The sequence below is a fragment of the Mycobacterium sp. UM_WGJ genome (assembly GCF_000455125.1).
In the GTDB taxonomy this organism is placed as follows: Bacteria; Actinomycetota; Actinomycetes; order Mycobacteriales; family Mycobacteriaceae; genus Mycobacterium.
In genome coordinates, this window is the sequence record NZ_AUWR01000018.1 from 31,395 (window position 1) to 45,657 (window position 14,263).

Annotated in this window: 13 protein-coding genes; 1 reads left to right on the top strand and 12 read right to left on the bottom strand. The window is 68.2% G+C overall.

What is annotated here, in order from left to right; genetic code table 11:
- Positions 1 to 4 precede the first annotated feature (4 nt).
- The 10 genes from N416_RS21395 to N416_RS0107360 form a co-directional block, all read right to left on the bottom strand.
- Positions 5 to 562, bottom strand: a complete 558-nt coding sequence (locus N416_RS21395) for a cation transporter (RefSeq protein ID WP_036457523.1) — start codon at positions 560 to 562, stop codon at positions 5 to 7.
- A 244-nt stretch (positions 563 to 806) separates the two neighbouring features.
- On the bottom strand, positions 807 to 2,807 hold the full coding sequence (locus tag N416_RS0107320) for a serine/threonine-protein kinase PknD (RefSeq protein WP_024441466.1): 2,001 nt from the start codon (positions 2,805 to 2,807) through the stop codon (positions 807 to 809).
- A gap of 84 nt (positions 2,808 to 2,891) precedes the next feature.
- The gene (gene pstS / locus N416_RS0107325) at positions 2,892 to 4,007 is read right to left on the bottom strand and encodes a phosphate ABC transporter substrate-binding protein PstS (RefSeq protein ID WP_024441467.1); all 1,116 of its coding nucleotides are present in this window, start codon (positions 4,005 to 4,007) and stop codon (positions 2,892 to 2,894) included.
- A gap of 114 nt (positions 4,008 to 4,121) precedes the next feature.
- A complete protein-coding gene (locus N416_RS0107330; protein ID WP_024441468.1) occupies positions 4,122 to 5,276 on the bottom strand; it encodes an acetate kinase in 1,155 nt (384 codons plus the stop codon).
- On the bottom strand, positions 5,273 to 7,372 hold the full coding sequence (gene pta, locus N416_RS0107335; RefSeq protein ID WP_024441469.1) for a phosphate acetyltransferase: 2,100 nt from the start codon (positions 7,370 to 7,372) through the stop codon (positions 5,273 to 5,275). The genes N416_RS0107330 and pta overlap by 4 nt, the downstream gene beginning before the upstream one ends.
- Before the next feature lie 4 nt (positions 7,373 to 7,376).
- Positions 7,377 to 8,510, bottom strand: a complete 1,134-nt coding sequence (locus tag N416_RS0107340) for an aminotransferase class V-fold PLP-dependent enzyme (RefSeq protein ID WP_024441470.1) — start codon at positions 8,508 to 8,510, stop codon at positions 7,377 to 7,379.
- An 86-nt stretch (positions 8,511 to 8,596) separates the two neighbouring features.
- Positions 8,597 to 9,163, bottom strand: a complete 567-nt coding sequence (locus tag N416_RS0107345) for a maleylpyruvate isomerase N-terminal domain-containing protein (RefSeq protein ID WP_024441471.1) — start codon at positions 9,161 to 9,163, stop codon at positions 8,597 to 8,599.
- Positions 9,164 to 9,173: 10 nt separating this feature from the next.
- Positions 9,174 to 10,343 (bottom strand): acyl-CoA dehydrogenase, encoded by a 1,170-nt coding sequence (locus tag N416_RS0107350; RefSeq protein WP_024441472.1) that lies wholly within the window; start codon positions 10,341 to 10,343, stop codon positions 9,174 to 9,176.
- A 14-nt stretch (positions 10,344 to 10,357) separates the two neighbouring features.
- A complete protein-coding gene (gene purE / locus N416_RS0107355) occupies positions 10,358 to 10,873 on the bottom strand; it encodes a 5-(carboxyamino)imidazole ribonucleotide mutase (RefSeq protein WP_024441473.1) in 516 nt (171 codons plus the stop codon).
- Entirely contained in the window at positions 10,866 to 12,032 is a 1,167-nt protein-coding gene (locus N416_RS0107360) for a 5-(carboxyamino)imidazole ribonucleotide synthase (RefSeq protein WP_024441474.1), read from the bottom strand. The genes purE and N416_RS0107360 overlap by 8 nt, the downstream gene beginning before the upstream one ends.
- A 202-nt stretch (positions 12,033 to 12,234) precedes the next feature.
- Between N416_RS0107360 and N416_RS0107365 the strand changes: the two genes are divergently transcribed.
- Entirely contained in the window at positions 12,235 to 12,882 is a 648-nt protein-coding gene (locus tag N416_RS0107365) for a GtrA family protein (RefSeq protein ID WP_024441475.1), read from the top strand.
- On the opposite strand, the gene N416_RS0107370 is transcribed toward N416_RS0107365, so the two are convergent.
- Positions 12,846 to 13,355: a PH domain-containing protein gene (locus tag N416_RS0107370; protein ID WP_024441476.1), complete on the bottom strand. Its 510-nt coding sequence runs from the start codon at positions 13,353 to 13,355 to the stop codon at positions 12,846 to 12,848. The two genes, N416_RS0107365 and N416_RS0107370, sit on opposite strands and share 37 nt — an antisense overlap.
- Positions 13,356 to 13,364: 9 nt before the next feature.
- Positions 13,365 to 14,177 carry a biotin--[acetyl-CoA-carboxylase] ligase gene (locus N416_RS0107375; RefSeq protein WP_024441477.1) on the bottom strand — a complete coding sequence of 271 codons (813 nt, stop codon included), beginning with the start codon at positions 14,175 to 14,177 and terminating at the stop codon, positions 13,365 to 13,367.
- Positions 14,178 to 14,263 lie beyond the last annotated feature (86 nt).

Genomic DNA, 14,263 nt, shown 5'->3' on the forward strand with positions numbered 1-14,263 from the left:
GCCTTTAACAGCCACAGCCCTCGCCGCGCCACGAGCGGAAGCCCTGCCACACCGAAACGGCGGCCACCCCCAGACCGATCAGCGGGTCCAGCCACCAGCCGCCGGACCATTGGGTGGTCAGGGTCAGCCCGACCAGCACCGCGGCGGCCTGAATCGCACACAGATAGTTCTGCACGCCCTCACCGACTGTCGCCGCCGAGCCGAGCCGCTTGCCGAGCCGCCGCTGGGCCCGGCCCAGCATCGGCATCACCAGCACGGCCGCAGCGGTGACCGCGATGCCGATCGCGCTGCCTTCGCTGCGGTGGTCGCCGATGAAGTGGCGTATCGACTCCGCGGCGATATAGGGGGCGTTGATCCAGAACGAGATCGCCACGCCGATCTGAGCGCGCCGCTCCGCTGTCTCCGACAGTGTGCGGGCACCGGTGAACCGCCAGATCACCACCGCCCCGGCCATCGCCTCGGGAATGGCGCCCAGCGCCCAACCGGTCAGGGCGATCGAACCGGCGGCCAGGCCCTGCCACAGGCCCACCACGCCTTCGATCCCCACCAGGACCAGGCTTATCCAGGCAAGCCGCCGGGCCCAGGTCGCTGCGCGGCGCCAACCCGCATCGTGAACGACGAGAAAGCCGTGGGCGTGCCCCGCGTGGTCGTGGTCGTGGTCGTGGCGCCCGACGGTCGTGACCGGGGCGTCGGCCACCGGATCGGCGATACCCGCGGCCGGGCCCACGACGCTACTGTCCACGCGAAAAATGCTACCTGGCGTTTCGGTGCGGCAGCCGTCACAGCGCCGGTGCCTCAGGCGGCACTCAGCTGTTGGCCTCCACCTTGACGACCCGGTCGTTGCCGCGGTCGGCGACATAGATATCGCCGCGTTTGTCGACGGCGACGTCCAATGGGGAGTTGAGTCCGGTGAACGGCAGCACCACCGGGATTGCGGCTCCGGCGGCCAGCTTCACCACCTTGTTGCGGTTGTGCTCGGTGACATAGACGTCACCGGCCTCGTCCACCGCGATACCCCGCGGAGCGACGATCCCGGCGAACGAGAGCACCACCTGCTCGCCTGTGGCGGCCACCAGCTTGAGCACCCGGTTGTTGCCGGTGTCGGTGACGTAGACATTGCCGGCGGTGTCGACTGCCACCCCGTCGGGCTTGTTGAGGCCGACGAACGGCACCGTGGTCTGGATGTTGGTGACGGTGTCCAGGCGCAGTACCACGTCGTTGCCGCGGTCGGCGACATAGACGTTGCCGCCGTCGGAGTCCACCGCCACCCCGTCCGGGTCATCCAGGCCGGCGAACGGCAGCACCGTGTGAGTCTCGGAGTCCGCGCTGACCTTGACCACCCTATCGTTGACATCGGAGAAGTACACGTTGCCGATGCTGTCGACCGCCACACCGCGGGGCTGGTACTGGTCGCTGAAGGCCACTACCGTCGAGGCGGTCGTGTCGGCGGCCAGGCGCACCACCCGCCCCTGGATGCCTTCGCTGCTGACGTAGACGTTGCCGTCGCCGTCCAACGCCACCCCGCCCGGTGAGAGCCGGAAGTCCAGGTCGGTGAACGGCAGCACCTCCTGTGGGGGTGCCGCCACCGGCGTCGCCGACGAGGGCTCCGACACCACGTGCCCGATGCCGGCGACCACGGTGACCGCGGCAACCGCCGCGGCCGCCACCAGCACCGGCTTGCGGGGCAGCCGCCGGCGTCGCGACGGGGTCGGCATGACCGTGGTCGGCGTCTGCAGGTCGTTGCGCAGCAGGGGTGACATCGGGGAGGGCGCCGGGGGCGGGCCGCCCAGACCGGCGCCCAAAGCAGCACCGAATCCGATGTCGGTCGGCGCCCATCCGGCTCGGCTCACGCCGGCCGGCGCCGCGCCGCCACCTCGGCCCTCAGATCGGGGCTCGGGTTCCAGGCCGCCGGGCAGGTGCAGCGCCGGCTCGCCACGCAGCAGGATCCGGGATACCTGGTGGCGTTCGGGCTCGGTCAGCGCCTGGTAGGCGGCGGCGGCGAGCTCACCGGCGCTGCTGTAGCGCTCCTCGGGTTTGCGGGCCAGCCCGCGGGCGAGCACCGCGTCGATGGCCACCGGAACGCGCCCCGGGAACAGCTTGCTCGGTTGCGGGGGCTCGGTCGTGCGGCGTTCTTCGATCGCCTCGGCGACGGTCTCGGCGGAGAACGGGCACACCCCGCTGAGCGCCTCGGCCAGCACAGCGGCCAGTGAGTAGATGTCGGCGAGATGCGTGACCTGTTCGCCGGTCAGACGCTCGGGCGCCATGTAGGCCAGGGTGCCGACCGCCGGCTTGGCCGCTGCGCCCGGTTCGGCGATGGCCGCGGCCACCCCGAAGTCCATCAGATACGCCGCGTCATCAGCGGTGAGCAGGATGTTGTCGGGCTTGACGTCGCGGTGGACGACAAAGGCGTTATGGGCCGCGTCCAGGGCCGCGGCGACCTGCCGCACGATGGCCACCGCCCGCGGCGGGCTCAACGGACCTCCGTCGGCCAACGCGGTGGCCAGGTCGGTACCGTCGATCAGGCCGGTCTCCAGGTAGAGCACGTCGTCGATCTCGCCGTAGGCGCGGATCGGCACCACATGGGGCTCCGTCAACTGTCCGGCGGCTTCGGCCTCGTCCTCGAGCCGGCTGCGGAACGCCTCGTCGGTGGAGAACGACTCCGAGATCAGCTTGAGTGCCACGGCCTCGTCGTTGCGGGTGTCCTCGGCCCGGTAGACATCACCCACGACGCCGTGGCCGAGCAGCCGCCCCAATTGATAGGGGCCGAATCGCGATCCGGTCCGCGAAACCGGCTCGGGATTGTTCACCGACGACGCTCCCTTCGACCACAGTGCCGCGCACTGCGGCGAAAGAGTAGCTACCAGACTAACCGGCGCCGACGCCGCGAATGGTCACGAGATCGCGTTGACCGCCGTCTGGACCCTGGATTTGAAGGACGGCGGCAGTGGAATGAAGCCGTACTGGTCCAGCCCGTCCTGGCCTGGACCGATCGCAGCCTGCAGGAACGCCTTGACCGCCGTGCCGGTGGCCGCATCGGGGTATTTCGAGCAGACCATCTGGTAGGTCGCCGACACGATCGGGTAGGCGCCGTGTTCGGCGGGCCGGTAGAGGGATGCCATCTCCAGCACCAGGTCATTGTTCGGGTTGGCGTCGGACACGAACTTCGCCCCGGCGATCGTCTTGGAGACCGATTCGGCGGAGATCGCCACCGGTGCCGATCCGGCCGCGGTGACGATCTGAGCCATGGGCAGCTGTTTGCCGACCGCGAACGACCATTCGTTATAGGTGATGGATCCGTCGGTGGCCTGCAGCGCCGCAGCGGCACCGTTGTTGCCGGTGGCGGCTTCGCCGACGCCGCCGTTGAACGTGTCGCCGCTGGAATACCAGCCGCCGTCAGAGGCGACCTCGAGGTACTTCTGGAAATTGGCGGTGCTGGGCGACCGGTCGCTGCGATACACCACATGGATGGGCAGCGCGGGCAGCGGGACGCCGGCGTTGAGCGCCTTGATCGCGGGGTTGTCCCAGCTGCCGATGCTGCCGTTGAAGATTTTTGCCAGGGTTGGCCCGTCCAGGCTGAGGCTGGTCACCCCGGTGATGCGGTAGGTGACGGCGATCGGACTGAACACCAGCGGCAGGTCCCAGGCCGGCGAGCCGCATCGCTCCGCGGCCCGTTCCGGCTGCGTCTTGGCGGGGTCCATAGCCACCTCGGAGCCGGCCAGGTCGCTCTCGTTGGCGAGGAAGTCATCGACTCCGGCGGCGGAGCCATTGGCGGTGTAGACCAGCGCTTGCCCGGGGCAGGCCCGGGAAAAGGCGTAGGCGAACTGCTCGATCGCGTTGGCCTGGGCGGCCGAGCCGCCGGCCTGCAATTCCTGCTTGCCCCCGCAGTCCACGCCTACGGCCGGGTCCTCGGCGGACACCAATTGCGCGGAGCCGCCGCCACAGGCCGAAACCGTCAGTGCGCCAACAGCCAGCAGGGCCGGCAGCACGGTCGAACGGCCGAATTTCACAGGACGACACTGTACCGCGACCCGCCGCGGGCGGGCCTGGTACGGCTGGATGCGCCGCGACCGGTCCCGCACGCCGTCCACGGCGGGGTTACCGCTCCGGGTCGCGGGCGACGCTCACACGAACTGCCAGGCGGCCCGCGCGATCGCCAGCTCCTCATTGGTGGGAACCACCAAGACGGTGGTGCGCGATCCCTCGGCGGAGATGATCCGGGCGCCTTTGCCGGTGCGGTTGCGCTCGGGGTCCACGATGATGCCCAGCCCGTCCAGTCCGGCCAGCGCGTCCTCGCGCACGCTGGGTGCGTTCTCCCCCACTCCGGCGGTGAAGGCGATGGCGTCGACGTGGCCCAGCACGGCCAGGTAGGCGCCGACGTATTTGCGCAGTCGGTGAACGTAGACGTCGTAGGCCAGTCCGGCGGCCTCGCCCAGCGCGCCGCCGGCCGCCCGCTGCTCGAGCAGTTCCCGGAAGTCGTTGACCCCGGACAGCCCTTTGAGTCCGGAGCGGCGGTTCAGCAACTCATCGAGCGCATCGACGCGCATTCCGGCGGTGCGGTTGAGGTGGAACAGTACGCCCGGGTCGATGTCACCGCTGCGGGTTCCCATCACCAAACCCTCCAGCGGGGTCAGCCCCATCGAGGTCTCGACGGCCACCCCGCCTTGCACCGCCGAAGCCGAGGCCCCGTTGCCCAGGTGCAGCACGATGATGTTCAGCTCGGCCGGGTCGCGGCCCAGTACGGCGGCGGTCTCACCGGAGACGTATTCATGCGAGGTGCCGTGGAAGCCGTAGCGGTGAATGCCGTATCGGGCCGCGACGTCACGGTCGATGGCATAGCTGGCTGCGGCCGCCGGCAGGGAGTGGAAGAAACTGGTGTCGAACACCGCCACGTGCGGGACCTCGGGAAAGTCGTTGCGGGCTACTTCGATCCCGATCACGTTGGCGGGATTGTGCAATGGCGCCAACTCCGACAGCCCCGCCACCTCGGCCACCACCTCGTCGGTGATCAGTGTCGGCGCGTAAAACAGTTTGCCGCCGTGCACCACCCGGTGCCCGACAGCGCGGACGGCGGCCAGGTCGATGCCGGAGTCGACGAGCTGCCGGTGGATCAGCTGCAGGCCGGCGGCGTGGTCGGCGACCGGACTGTCCGGCTCGCCGATCTGCTCCACCAGCCCGGACAGCAGCGCAGTGCCGGCCACCGGATCGACCAGTTGGAACTTGATCGACGACGAACCCGAGTTGAGCACCAGCACCAAGCCGGGTGCGGTTGAAGTCACTGAGTCACTCCCTGCGCCTGGATCGCGGTGATGGCCACGGTGTAGACGATGTCGTCGACCAAAGCTCCCCGGGACAGGTCGTTGACGGGCTTGGCCAGTCCCTGCAGCACCGGGCCGATCGCGATCGCGCCGGCACTGCGCTGCACCGCCTTGTAGGTGTTGTTGCCGGTGTTGAGGTCGGGGAACACCAGCACGGTGGCCTGCCCCGCTACCGGCGAGTCCGGCATCTTGGCCGCGGCCACTCCCGCATCGACCGCGGCGTCGTACTGGATCGGGCCGTCGGCAAGCAGATCGGGGCGACGCTCGTGCACCAGTTGTGTTGCGGCACGCACCTTGTCCACGCCGGCGCCGGAGCCGGATTCGCCGGTCGAGTAGGACAGCAGCGCGACTCGGGGTTCGATGCCGAACGCGGCCGCGGTGGCCGCCGAGGAGATGGCGATGTCGGCGAGTTGCTCGACGGTCGGATCGGGCACCACCGCGCAGTCGCCGTAGGCCAACACCCGATCCGACAGGCACATCAGGAACACGCTGGAGACCGTGGACACCCCGGGCGCGGTGCGGATGATCTCGAATGCCGGCCTGATCGTGTGGGCGGTGGTGTGTGCCGCACCCGACACCATTCCGTCGGCGATCCCCCGGTGCACCATCATGGTGCCGAAATAGGAGATGTCGCGCATGATCTCGCGGGCGCGGTCCTCGGTCACGCCTTTGTGTGCGCGCAGCCGGGCGTACTCGGCGCCGAAGGTGTCACGCAGCTCACTGGTCTCGGGATCGATCACCCGCGCGGCGTCCAGGTCCACACCCAGCTCGGCACCGCGCTGACGCACCGCGCCTTCCATGCCGAGCAGGGTCAGATCGACGATCCCGCGCGACAGTAACCGCCCGGCCGCCAACAGGATCCGGTCATCGCTCGCTTCCGGCAGCACAATGTGGCGACGGTCGGCGCGGGCCCGTTCCAGCAGCCGGTATTCGAACATCTGCGGGGTGATCACGGTCGACGCCGGCACCCGGATCCGCTCGGCCAGTTCGGCGCCGTCGATGTGCGCGGCGACCACGGCAAGTGCGGTGTCAATCTTGCGCAATGCACCGACGGTGATTCTCGAGCCGGTATGCGACACCTTTTCGGCGGTGTCGTAGGTGCGGTGACTGGTGGCGATCAACGGCAGGGTGGGCCGCAGTCCCTTCACCAATTTGTCGATGGCCGGGTGCGGCAACAGACCCCCGTTGAGGATGATCCCGGCCAGGGAGGGGAAGCCTTGTGCCTCATGGGCGTTCACCAACGCCAGCAGTACGTCCGAGCGGTCGGCCGGGACGATCACGACCTGCCCCTCGGACAGTCGATCGAGAATGTTCTCAGCGGTCATACCGCCGACCATGACGCTGAGCGCTTCGCGGCGCAGTAACTCCGGGTCGCCGCTGTAGACGGTGCCCTCCAGTGCGGTGCAGAGTTCGGCCATGGTCGGTGCCGACAGCAGCGCCACCTCCGGGACCGCGAACGCCGGAACATCGGCACCGGCCAGGCGGACTGAGATCGCTTGGGTGACATCGGCCAGCTGGTCCGGATCGCAACGGTTGGCGATCACCGCTGCCGGGCGGGTGTGTACCGCGGCCACTTCGGCCAGGCACCGCTCGGTGATCTCAGCGATGGCCTGCGCGTCGCGGTTGTGTCCGTTGACCGCCAGCACAAGTGGCGCCCCCAGGTTCACCGCGATACGAGCGTTGAAGGTCAACTCGCTCGGGTTGACGACGTCGGTGTAGTCGCTGCCGACTACCAGTACGGTGTCGCAGTGCCGGGCGACTTCGTGGAACCGCGCCACGATCTCGCCCAGCGCCGCCTCCCGGTCGGCGAAGACCTGCTGGTAGGTCACACCACGGCAGGCGCTGTGATTGTCGATGGTGGCGGTGGCATGGGCGAGCAGCAGTTCGAGTTGCCCGTCGGGCTCGTCCAGCGATCGCACGACCGGACGGAAAACACCGACCCGCGTCGATGAGGCGGCCAGAAGGTGCAGCAGGCCGAGCGCGAGCACGGACTTGCCGGTGCCGCCCTCCACGGCGGCGAGGTAGATGCTCGACGTACCGGCGTTACCTTCAGACATCGGATCAGGCCAAGGCGATCCGGTCGATCGCGGAGCTCAGTCGCGCCACCGTTCCCTCGATGTCGGCCAGTTTGTCCAGCCCGAACAGCCCAATTCGGAAGGTGCTGAACGTCGCCGGCTCATCGCATTGCAGCGGCACTCCGGCTGCGGTCTGCAGGCCTTGGGCCAGAAACTTTCTGCCGGTGCGGATCTCCGGGTCAGTGGTGTAGCTGACCACCACGCCGGGCGCTTCGAATCCCGGTGCGGCCACGCTGGGGAAGCCACGTTCGGCCAACAGCGCACGTACCTTGCGACCCAGCGCGAACTGCTGCTCGCGCACCGCATCGAAGCCGCGGTCGCGGGTCTCGGCCATGGCGTCGCGAAGGCCGCTGATCACGCCGGTCGGCATGGTCGAGTGATACGCGTGGCCGCCGTTCTCGTAGGCCACCATGATCTCTCGCCACTTCTTGAGGTCCAGCGCGAAGCTGGTGCTCTGGGTGCGCTCCATGGCCTCCAGCGCCCGGTTGGACAGGCAGACCATGGCACAGCCTGGCTCGGCGCTCCAGTCCTTCTGCGGCGCCGTCACCAAGACGTCGACCCCGAGCGCCGCCATGTCAGCCCAGACCACCCCGGCGGCGATGCAGTCCAGGACGAACAGGCCGCCCACCGCGGACGTCGCCGTGCCGATGCGCGCCAGGTAGTCGTCGGGCAGCAGGATTCCACTCGCGGTTTCCACGTGCGGAACGCACACCACCGCCGGCCGGATCCGCGCGATCGCCTCCTCGACCTCGTCGATGGGCGCGGGAGCGAATGGCGCCTGGTCGCCGTCGCCGGTCGGACGGGCCTTGAGGACGGTGACGCGGTCGGTGATGCGGCCGGTCGCAAGGATCTGACTCCACCGGTAGCTGAAGAACCCGTTCCGGATGACGAGTACGTCGGCGTCGTTGGCGAACTGTCGTGCGACCGCTTCCATGCCACAGGTTCCGTTGCCGGGCACCACGACTGCCGCGTCGGCGTGGTAGACCTCGCGCAGCATCGCCGAGACGTCGTTCATGACGTCTTGGAAGCGCGCGGACATGTGGTTGAGTGCCCGGTCGGTGTAGACGACGGAGTACTCCAGCAATCCGTCGGGATCGACATCGCGTCGAAGTCCTGGCATGAAGCCTCTCCTAGGTGGGGCGGACAGCGCCGATTGCCAATCTTAGGGCTGTCGCATTCGTGCGTTCACCGATGCGGACGAACGGCTCAGCCGATCTCGACATCGGATATGGTGCGGCCGCCGAGCCACAGGCCCAGCGCTTCCGCCGTGCCGCGGACTACGGTGCCGCGGCCGCGGGGCCGGCCGATCCCGTTGGTGGGTTCGATCCGATACCGCAGCAGGGTCGGCTGCAGCTTCTGCACGGTCAGGCTCACTCCCTCGGTCAGGATCGCGGCCTCTTCGACCGGCGGGATCTCGCGGCTGCGCCCTAGCCCGCGCAGCACATCCTGGTGATGCATCGCCAAGTCGCCCAGCAGCAGCCGGGCCACGGCGCGGTCGGGTACCTGTGCCCAGCGCCGGGCGGCGGCGATCAAGTCGGCCCGGTCGCGGCCGCGTCCCGCCGTGACGACTTCGGCGTTGATCTTGTGCAACCGCCACGGGGCACGCAGGTATCTGCCGATCTCGGAGGTGCCGATCAGATGAGCCAGCACGTCACGCGGCGACCATTGCGCGCACAGTGTGGTGCCGTGGTCGAATTCAGCGTCCGTGAGCCCGTCGACCGTGTCGACGAACGCATGCCGCGCCGCGCGGACGATGTCGATCCGGTTTGTCATCACCGCGGCGTCAGCGCAGGAGGTGTCGGCTCATGACGACGCGCTGGATCTGGTTGGTGCCCTCATAGATCTGGGTGATCTTGGCGTCGCGCATCATCCGCTCCACCGGGAAGTCGGTGGTATAGCCCGCCCCACCGAACAACTGCACCGCATCAGTGGTGACCTCCATCGCCACATCGGAGGCGAAGCACTTCGACGCCGCGGAGATGAAGCCCAGGCCCGTCTCACCCCGCTCGGCGCGAGCCGCCGCCGAGTACACCATCAGCCGGGCCGCCTCGAGCTTCATCGCCATGTCGGCCAGCATGAACTGCACACCCTGGAAGGTGCTGATGTTCTTTCCGAACTGCTTGCGGTCCTTGGTGTATTCGATGGCCGCGTCCAGCGCGCCCTGAGCGATACCCACGGCCTGAGCGCCGATCGTGGGACGAGTGTGGTCCAGCGTGCGCAACGCGGTCTTGAACCCGGTCCCCGGCTCGCCGATGATCCGGTCACCGGGAATCCGGCAATTCTCGAAGTACAGCTCGGTGGTCGGCGAGCCCTTGATCCCGAGCTTGTGCTCCTTGGGACCGATGGTGAATCCCTCGTCGTCGATGTGGACCATGAACGCCGAGATGCCGTTGGCGTCCAGGTCCGGGTCGGTCACGGCCATCACGGTGTACCAGCTGGACTTGCCGCCGTTGGTGATCCAGCATTTGGAGCCGTTGAGGATCCAGTCGTCGCCGTCGGCCTTGGCGCGGGTGCGCATCGCCGCGGCGTCGCTGCCGGCCTCGCGCTCGGAAAGCGCGTAGGAGGCCATCACCTCGCCGGCGGCCAGGCCAGGAAGCACCTGGGCCTTGAGTTCCTCCGAGCCCGCCAGGATCAGCCCCATGGTGCCGAGCTTGTTCACCGCCGGGATCAGCGACGACGAGGCGCAGACCCGGGCTACCTCTTCGATCACGATGCAGGCCGCCACCGAGTCGGCACCCTGCCCGCCGTACGCCTCGGGGACGTGCACGGCGTTGAAACCCGACGCATTCAACGCCGCCAGAGCCTCCTCAGGAAACCGGGCCTGCTCATCGACATCCTTGGCGTACGGAGCGATCTCCTTCTCCGCCAACGCCCGAATCGCCGCCCGCAACTCATCATGCTCCTCGGGCAACTTGAACAGATCAAACGAGGGATTCCCGGCCCACCCAGCCATCACAGCCTCCTAAGCTACTCGCCGGTAACTTTACCTTGAAGCGTCGCGTCCTTCGCAAGCACGCTCTGGGCCAACTGGTCTTGAAAAGCCTCCATACGAGCCCGCAACGCGGCATCGGCTGAGCCCAGAATACGCACTGCGAGCAAACCTGCATTCCGGGCGCCGCCAATGGAAACAGTGGCCACAGGCACACCCGCAGGCATCTGCACGATGGACAGCAAAGAATCCATGCCGTCGAGGCGGGCCAGCGGCACCGGCACCCCGATCACCGGCAGCGGTGTGGCCGAAGCCACCATCCCGGGCAGGTGCGCGGCGCCGCCCGCCCCGGCGATGATCACCTCGATGCCGCGGCCGGCGGCGTCGCGGGCGTAGTCGAACATCCGCTGCGGGGTGCGGTGCGCCGAGACCACTCCGACCTCGAACGGGATCTCGAACTCGGCCAGCGCCATGGCCGCGTCTTCCATCACCGACCAGTCACTGTCGCTGCCCATGATGACGCCGACCCGGGGACCGGGCTTGTGCTCACTCATGCGGATCCCATCCATCGCTCCATTCCCCGTGCGACAACCAGTGTGCCGCGCTTTCGGCCCGCTCGCGCAGGTTCGCCAAGTCGTTCGCGTCCGCCCCGAGGAGGTTGATGTGGCCGATCTTGCGGCCCGGCCGCTCGTCCTTGCCGTAGAGGTGGACCCGCGCGTCGGGATAGCGCGCGAACAGGTGGTGCAGCCGCTCGTCCATCGTCATCGTCGATGTCTGCGGGGCGCCCAGGACATTGGCCATCACAGTCACCGCCGCAATCGGTGTGGTGGCACCGAGCGGATAGTCCAACACCGCACGTAGATGCTGTTCGAACTGGCTGGTGGCCGCACCGTCCATGGTCCAGTGCCCCGAGTTGTGCGGTCGCATCGCCAGCTCGTTGACCAGAACCTGACCGCCGATGGTTTCGAAGAGCTCGACAGCCAGCACCCCGACCACGCCCAGCTCATCCGCCAACCGCAGCGCCAATTGTTGTGCAGCAGCAGCGGATTCGTCCGAGAGATCGGGGGCGGGCGCAATCACTGTCACGCAGATTCCATCTTCCTGCACGGTCTCGACCACCGGCCACGCCGCGCCCTGGCCATACGGTGACCGGGCCACCAGCGCCGAGAGTTCCCGGCGCATCGCGACCCGCTCCTCGGCCAGTACCGGCACACCTGCGGCCAGGTAGTCGGTGACGACCGCCCGAGCCTGGGCCACATCGTCAACGAGGGACACCCCGCGCCCGTCGTAGCCGCCCCGGGCCGCCTTGACCACCATCGGGCCACCGGTCAGGGCCGCGAAGGCGTCGAGATCCTCAAGAGTCTCGATGGCGGCGAACCGCGGCACCGGCGCCCCCAGCGCCGACAGCTTGCGGCGCATCACCAGTTTGTCCTGGGCGTGCAACAGCGCCGCCGGCGGCGGCGCCACGTTGATGCCCTCGGCGATCAGTTGTTCTAGCAGCTCGCCCGGGACGTGTTCGTGGTCGAATGTGAGCACGGTGGCTCCAGCGGCCGCCCGGCGCAGGTCATCGAGGTCGGTGTGTGAGCCGATCACCACGTCCGGGGTGACCTGGGCAGCCGGCTCGTCGGCCGCCGCGGCCAGCACCCGCAGCCGCTGCCCCAGCGCGATCGCGGCCTGATGAGTCATCCGCGCCAGCTGACCGCCGCCCACCATGGCGACCTGCGGGTACCGCCCGCTTGCGGGGGACGGGCTGCGTCCGCCCGCGGGCGGCGTTGTGGTTGGGGGGTTCGGCACGGCCAATATCGTGTCACGTCGGCGCGCGGCGATCGCAAGTGCGGCGCAGCCGCCATGGGCCCCCTAAGTCGTTATGCGGTCATTAGGCGCAGCTGGGGCCGAGTCCGTACACTGGCGACTTGTGTCTTTTACCGACGCCACGATTGCCCGCCTGCCGCGGGTGATCCGTCCGCTGGCCGAACGCCATCATGAGCTGATCAAGTTCGCCATCGTCGGCGCGACCACATTTCTCATCGACTCGGCGCTGTTCTACACGCTCAAGCTCACGATTCTGTCGCCCAAGCCCGTCACGGCCAAGGTCATCTCGGGCATCGTCGCGGTAATCGCGTCATACATCCTCAACCGCGAGTGGAGCTTCAAAGACCGGGGCGGCCGAGAACGGCACCACGAGGCCCTGCTGTTCTTCGGGATCAGCGGCGTCGGCGTGGTGTTGTCCATGGCCCCGTTGTGGTTCTCCAGCTACGTGCTCGGGCTGAGAGCACCCATGGTGTCGTTGACCATCGAGAACCTCTCGGACTTCGTCTCGGCCTACATCATCGGCAACCTGCTGCAGATGGCGTTCCGGTTCTGGGCGTTCCGCCGCTGGGTCTTCCCCGACGAGTTCGCTCGCAGCACCGACGCCGCACTCGACGCGACGATCGAGACCGGCGCGCTCGCCGAGGCGATCGAAGATGCCTTGGAGAGCGGCCCGGACACCGGCGTGGTGACACTGTTCCGGCGTCCGGCCCGTCATCAACCGCCGGCGGACGGTCTGTCGAAAACTTCGTGATACAGCAGCGTGTGGACCTGCTCCACGCGCGGAATGTCGTAGAACTCCAGGGGTTCCTGCGACGCCGACTCGATGATCAGCGTGCCGGTTCGCAACAGCCGGTCGATGAAGCCATGTACGAACTCCACGCTGTTGATCCGCGCCAGTCCGATGTCGATTCCGCTGCGGGTCAACAACCCGTGCCGAAACATCACGCGCCGGTCAGTGACCACAAAATGCGTGGTCAGCCAGCTCAAGAACGGCCAGAGCGTCAGCCAGCCGAATATCACCAGCCAGATCGCCCAGATCACCCCGAAGACGACGTTCTTGGCAGTCGGATCCCAGGGCCGTGAGTTGACGAACCCAGCGGCGAACGCGGCGCACGCGGTGACCAGCAGCAACGCCAGCACCGGCAGTATCAGTCGTTTGACGTGCGGGTGCCGGTGCAACACCACGTGCTCATCGTCGGCCAGCACATTCTCCGGGTAACCCACCGCCAGGCCCTAGCCGGTGGGCCGAAGTCGGGTGACGTCGCCGGCCGACACCGTGACGGTGCCATCTCCGGTGTTGATCACCAGGCGTCCGGTGTCATCGATGGCTTCGGCGACTCCCTCCACGCGTTGGTCGCCGGGTATGTCGGCGCGCACCTGGGCCCCCAGCGTGCAGCTGTGCCGCCGATAGTCCGACACCAGTGCATCGTCGGCGCCGCCCGCCGCACGCCAGGCCGCGATCCGAATCGCGAGGTGACGAAGAACCTTGTCGGCCCAGAGGTTTCGGTCCACCACCGCAGCGCCGAGCATCGCCAGCGAGACCGCTGCGGGATCCGGAGCCTCCTCCGCGGTCATGGACACGTTGAGCCCGAGGCCCACCACGATCACCTGCTTCGGCGCGGCCACCTCGGCGAGGATGCCGGCCAGCTTTCCGTCGCCCGCGATGACGTCATTGGGCCACTTCAGGCCGACCTGCAGGCCCGAAACTTCGGCGATCGCATCGGCGACCGCGACCCCGGTGGCCAGAGTCAGCCAACCCCAACCCGATGTCGGCACGGTGTCCGCGGCCACACCCACCGACAGCGCGAGCTGGCTGTACGCCGGGGCACTCCAGTGTCGGCCGTGACGACCACGGCCGGCCATCTGATGTTCGGCCAGCAGCACGGCTCCGTCGATATCTTCGCCCGCTGCGGCGCGGGCCAACAGATCCGCATTGGTGGAACCGGTTTCGTCGACGACATCTACGACGCGCCACGGCCCGTCCGGCCCGGTCAGCCCGGCTCGCAGAGCGGCTACGTCCAGCGGCGGCCGTGGCACAAGACTCATTTCGCCAGCTTACTCACCGGCACTGCGGCCACCTCGGTTGAAACGCCCGGCACACGGGTATTCGGCCAGGCGGAGGAGGTGATCGA

Excerpts from the sequence above, each read along its gene's own strand:
- pta (WP_024441469.1), bottom strand. The coding sequence starts at position 7,372 with ATGTCTGAAGGTAACGCCGGTACGTCGAGCATCTACCTCGCCGCCGTG.
- N416_RS0107340 (WP_024441470.1), bottom strand. The coding sequence starts at position 8,510 with ATGCCAGGACTTCGACGCGATGTCGATCCCGACGGATTGCTGGAGTAC.
- N416_RS0107345 (WP_024441471.1), bottom strand. The coding sequence starts at position 9,163 with ATGACAAACCGGATCGACATCGTCCGCGCGGCGCGGCATGCGTTCGTC.
- N416_RS0107350 (WP_024441472.1), bottom strand. The coding sequence starts at position 10,343 with ATGGCTGGGTGGGCCGGGAATCCCTCGTTTGATCTGTTCAAGTTGCCC.
- purE (WP_024441473.1), bottom strand. The coding sequence starts at position 10,873 with ATGAGTGAGCACAAGCCCGGTCCCCGGGTCGGCGTCATCATGGGCAGC.
- N416_RS0107360 (WP_024441474.1), bottom strand. The coding sequence starts at position 12,032 with ATGGTGGGCGGCGGTCAGCTGGCGCGGATGACTCATCAGGCCGCGATC.
- N416_RS0107375 (WP_024441477.1), bottom strand. The coding sequence starts at position 14,177 with ATGAGTCTTGTGCCACGGCCGCCGCTGGACGTAGCCGCTCTGCGAGCC.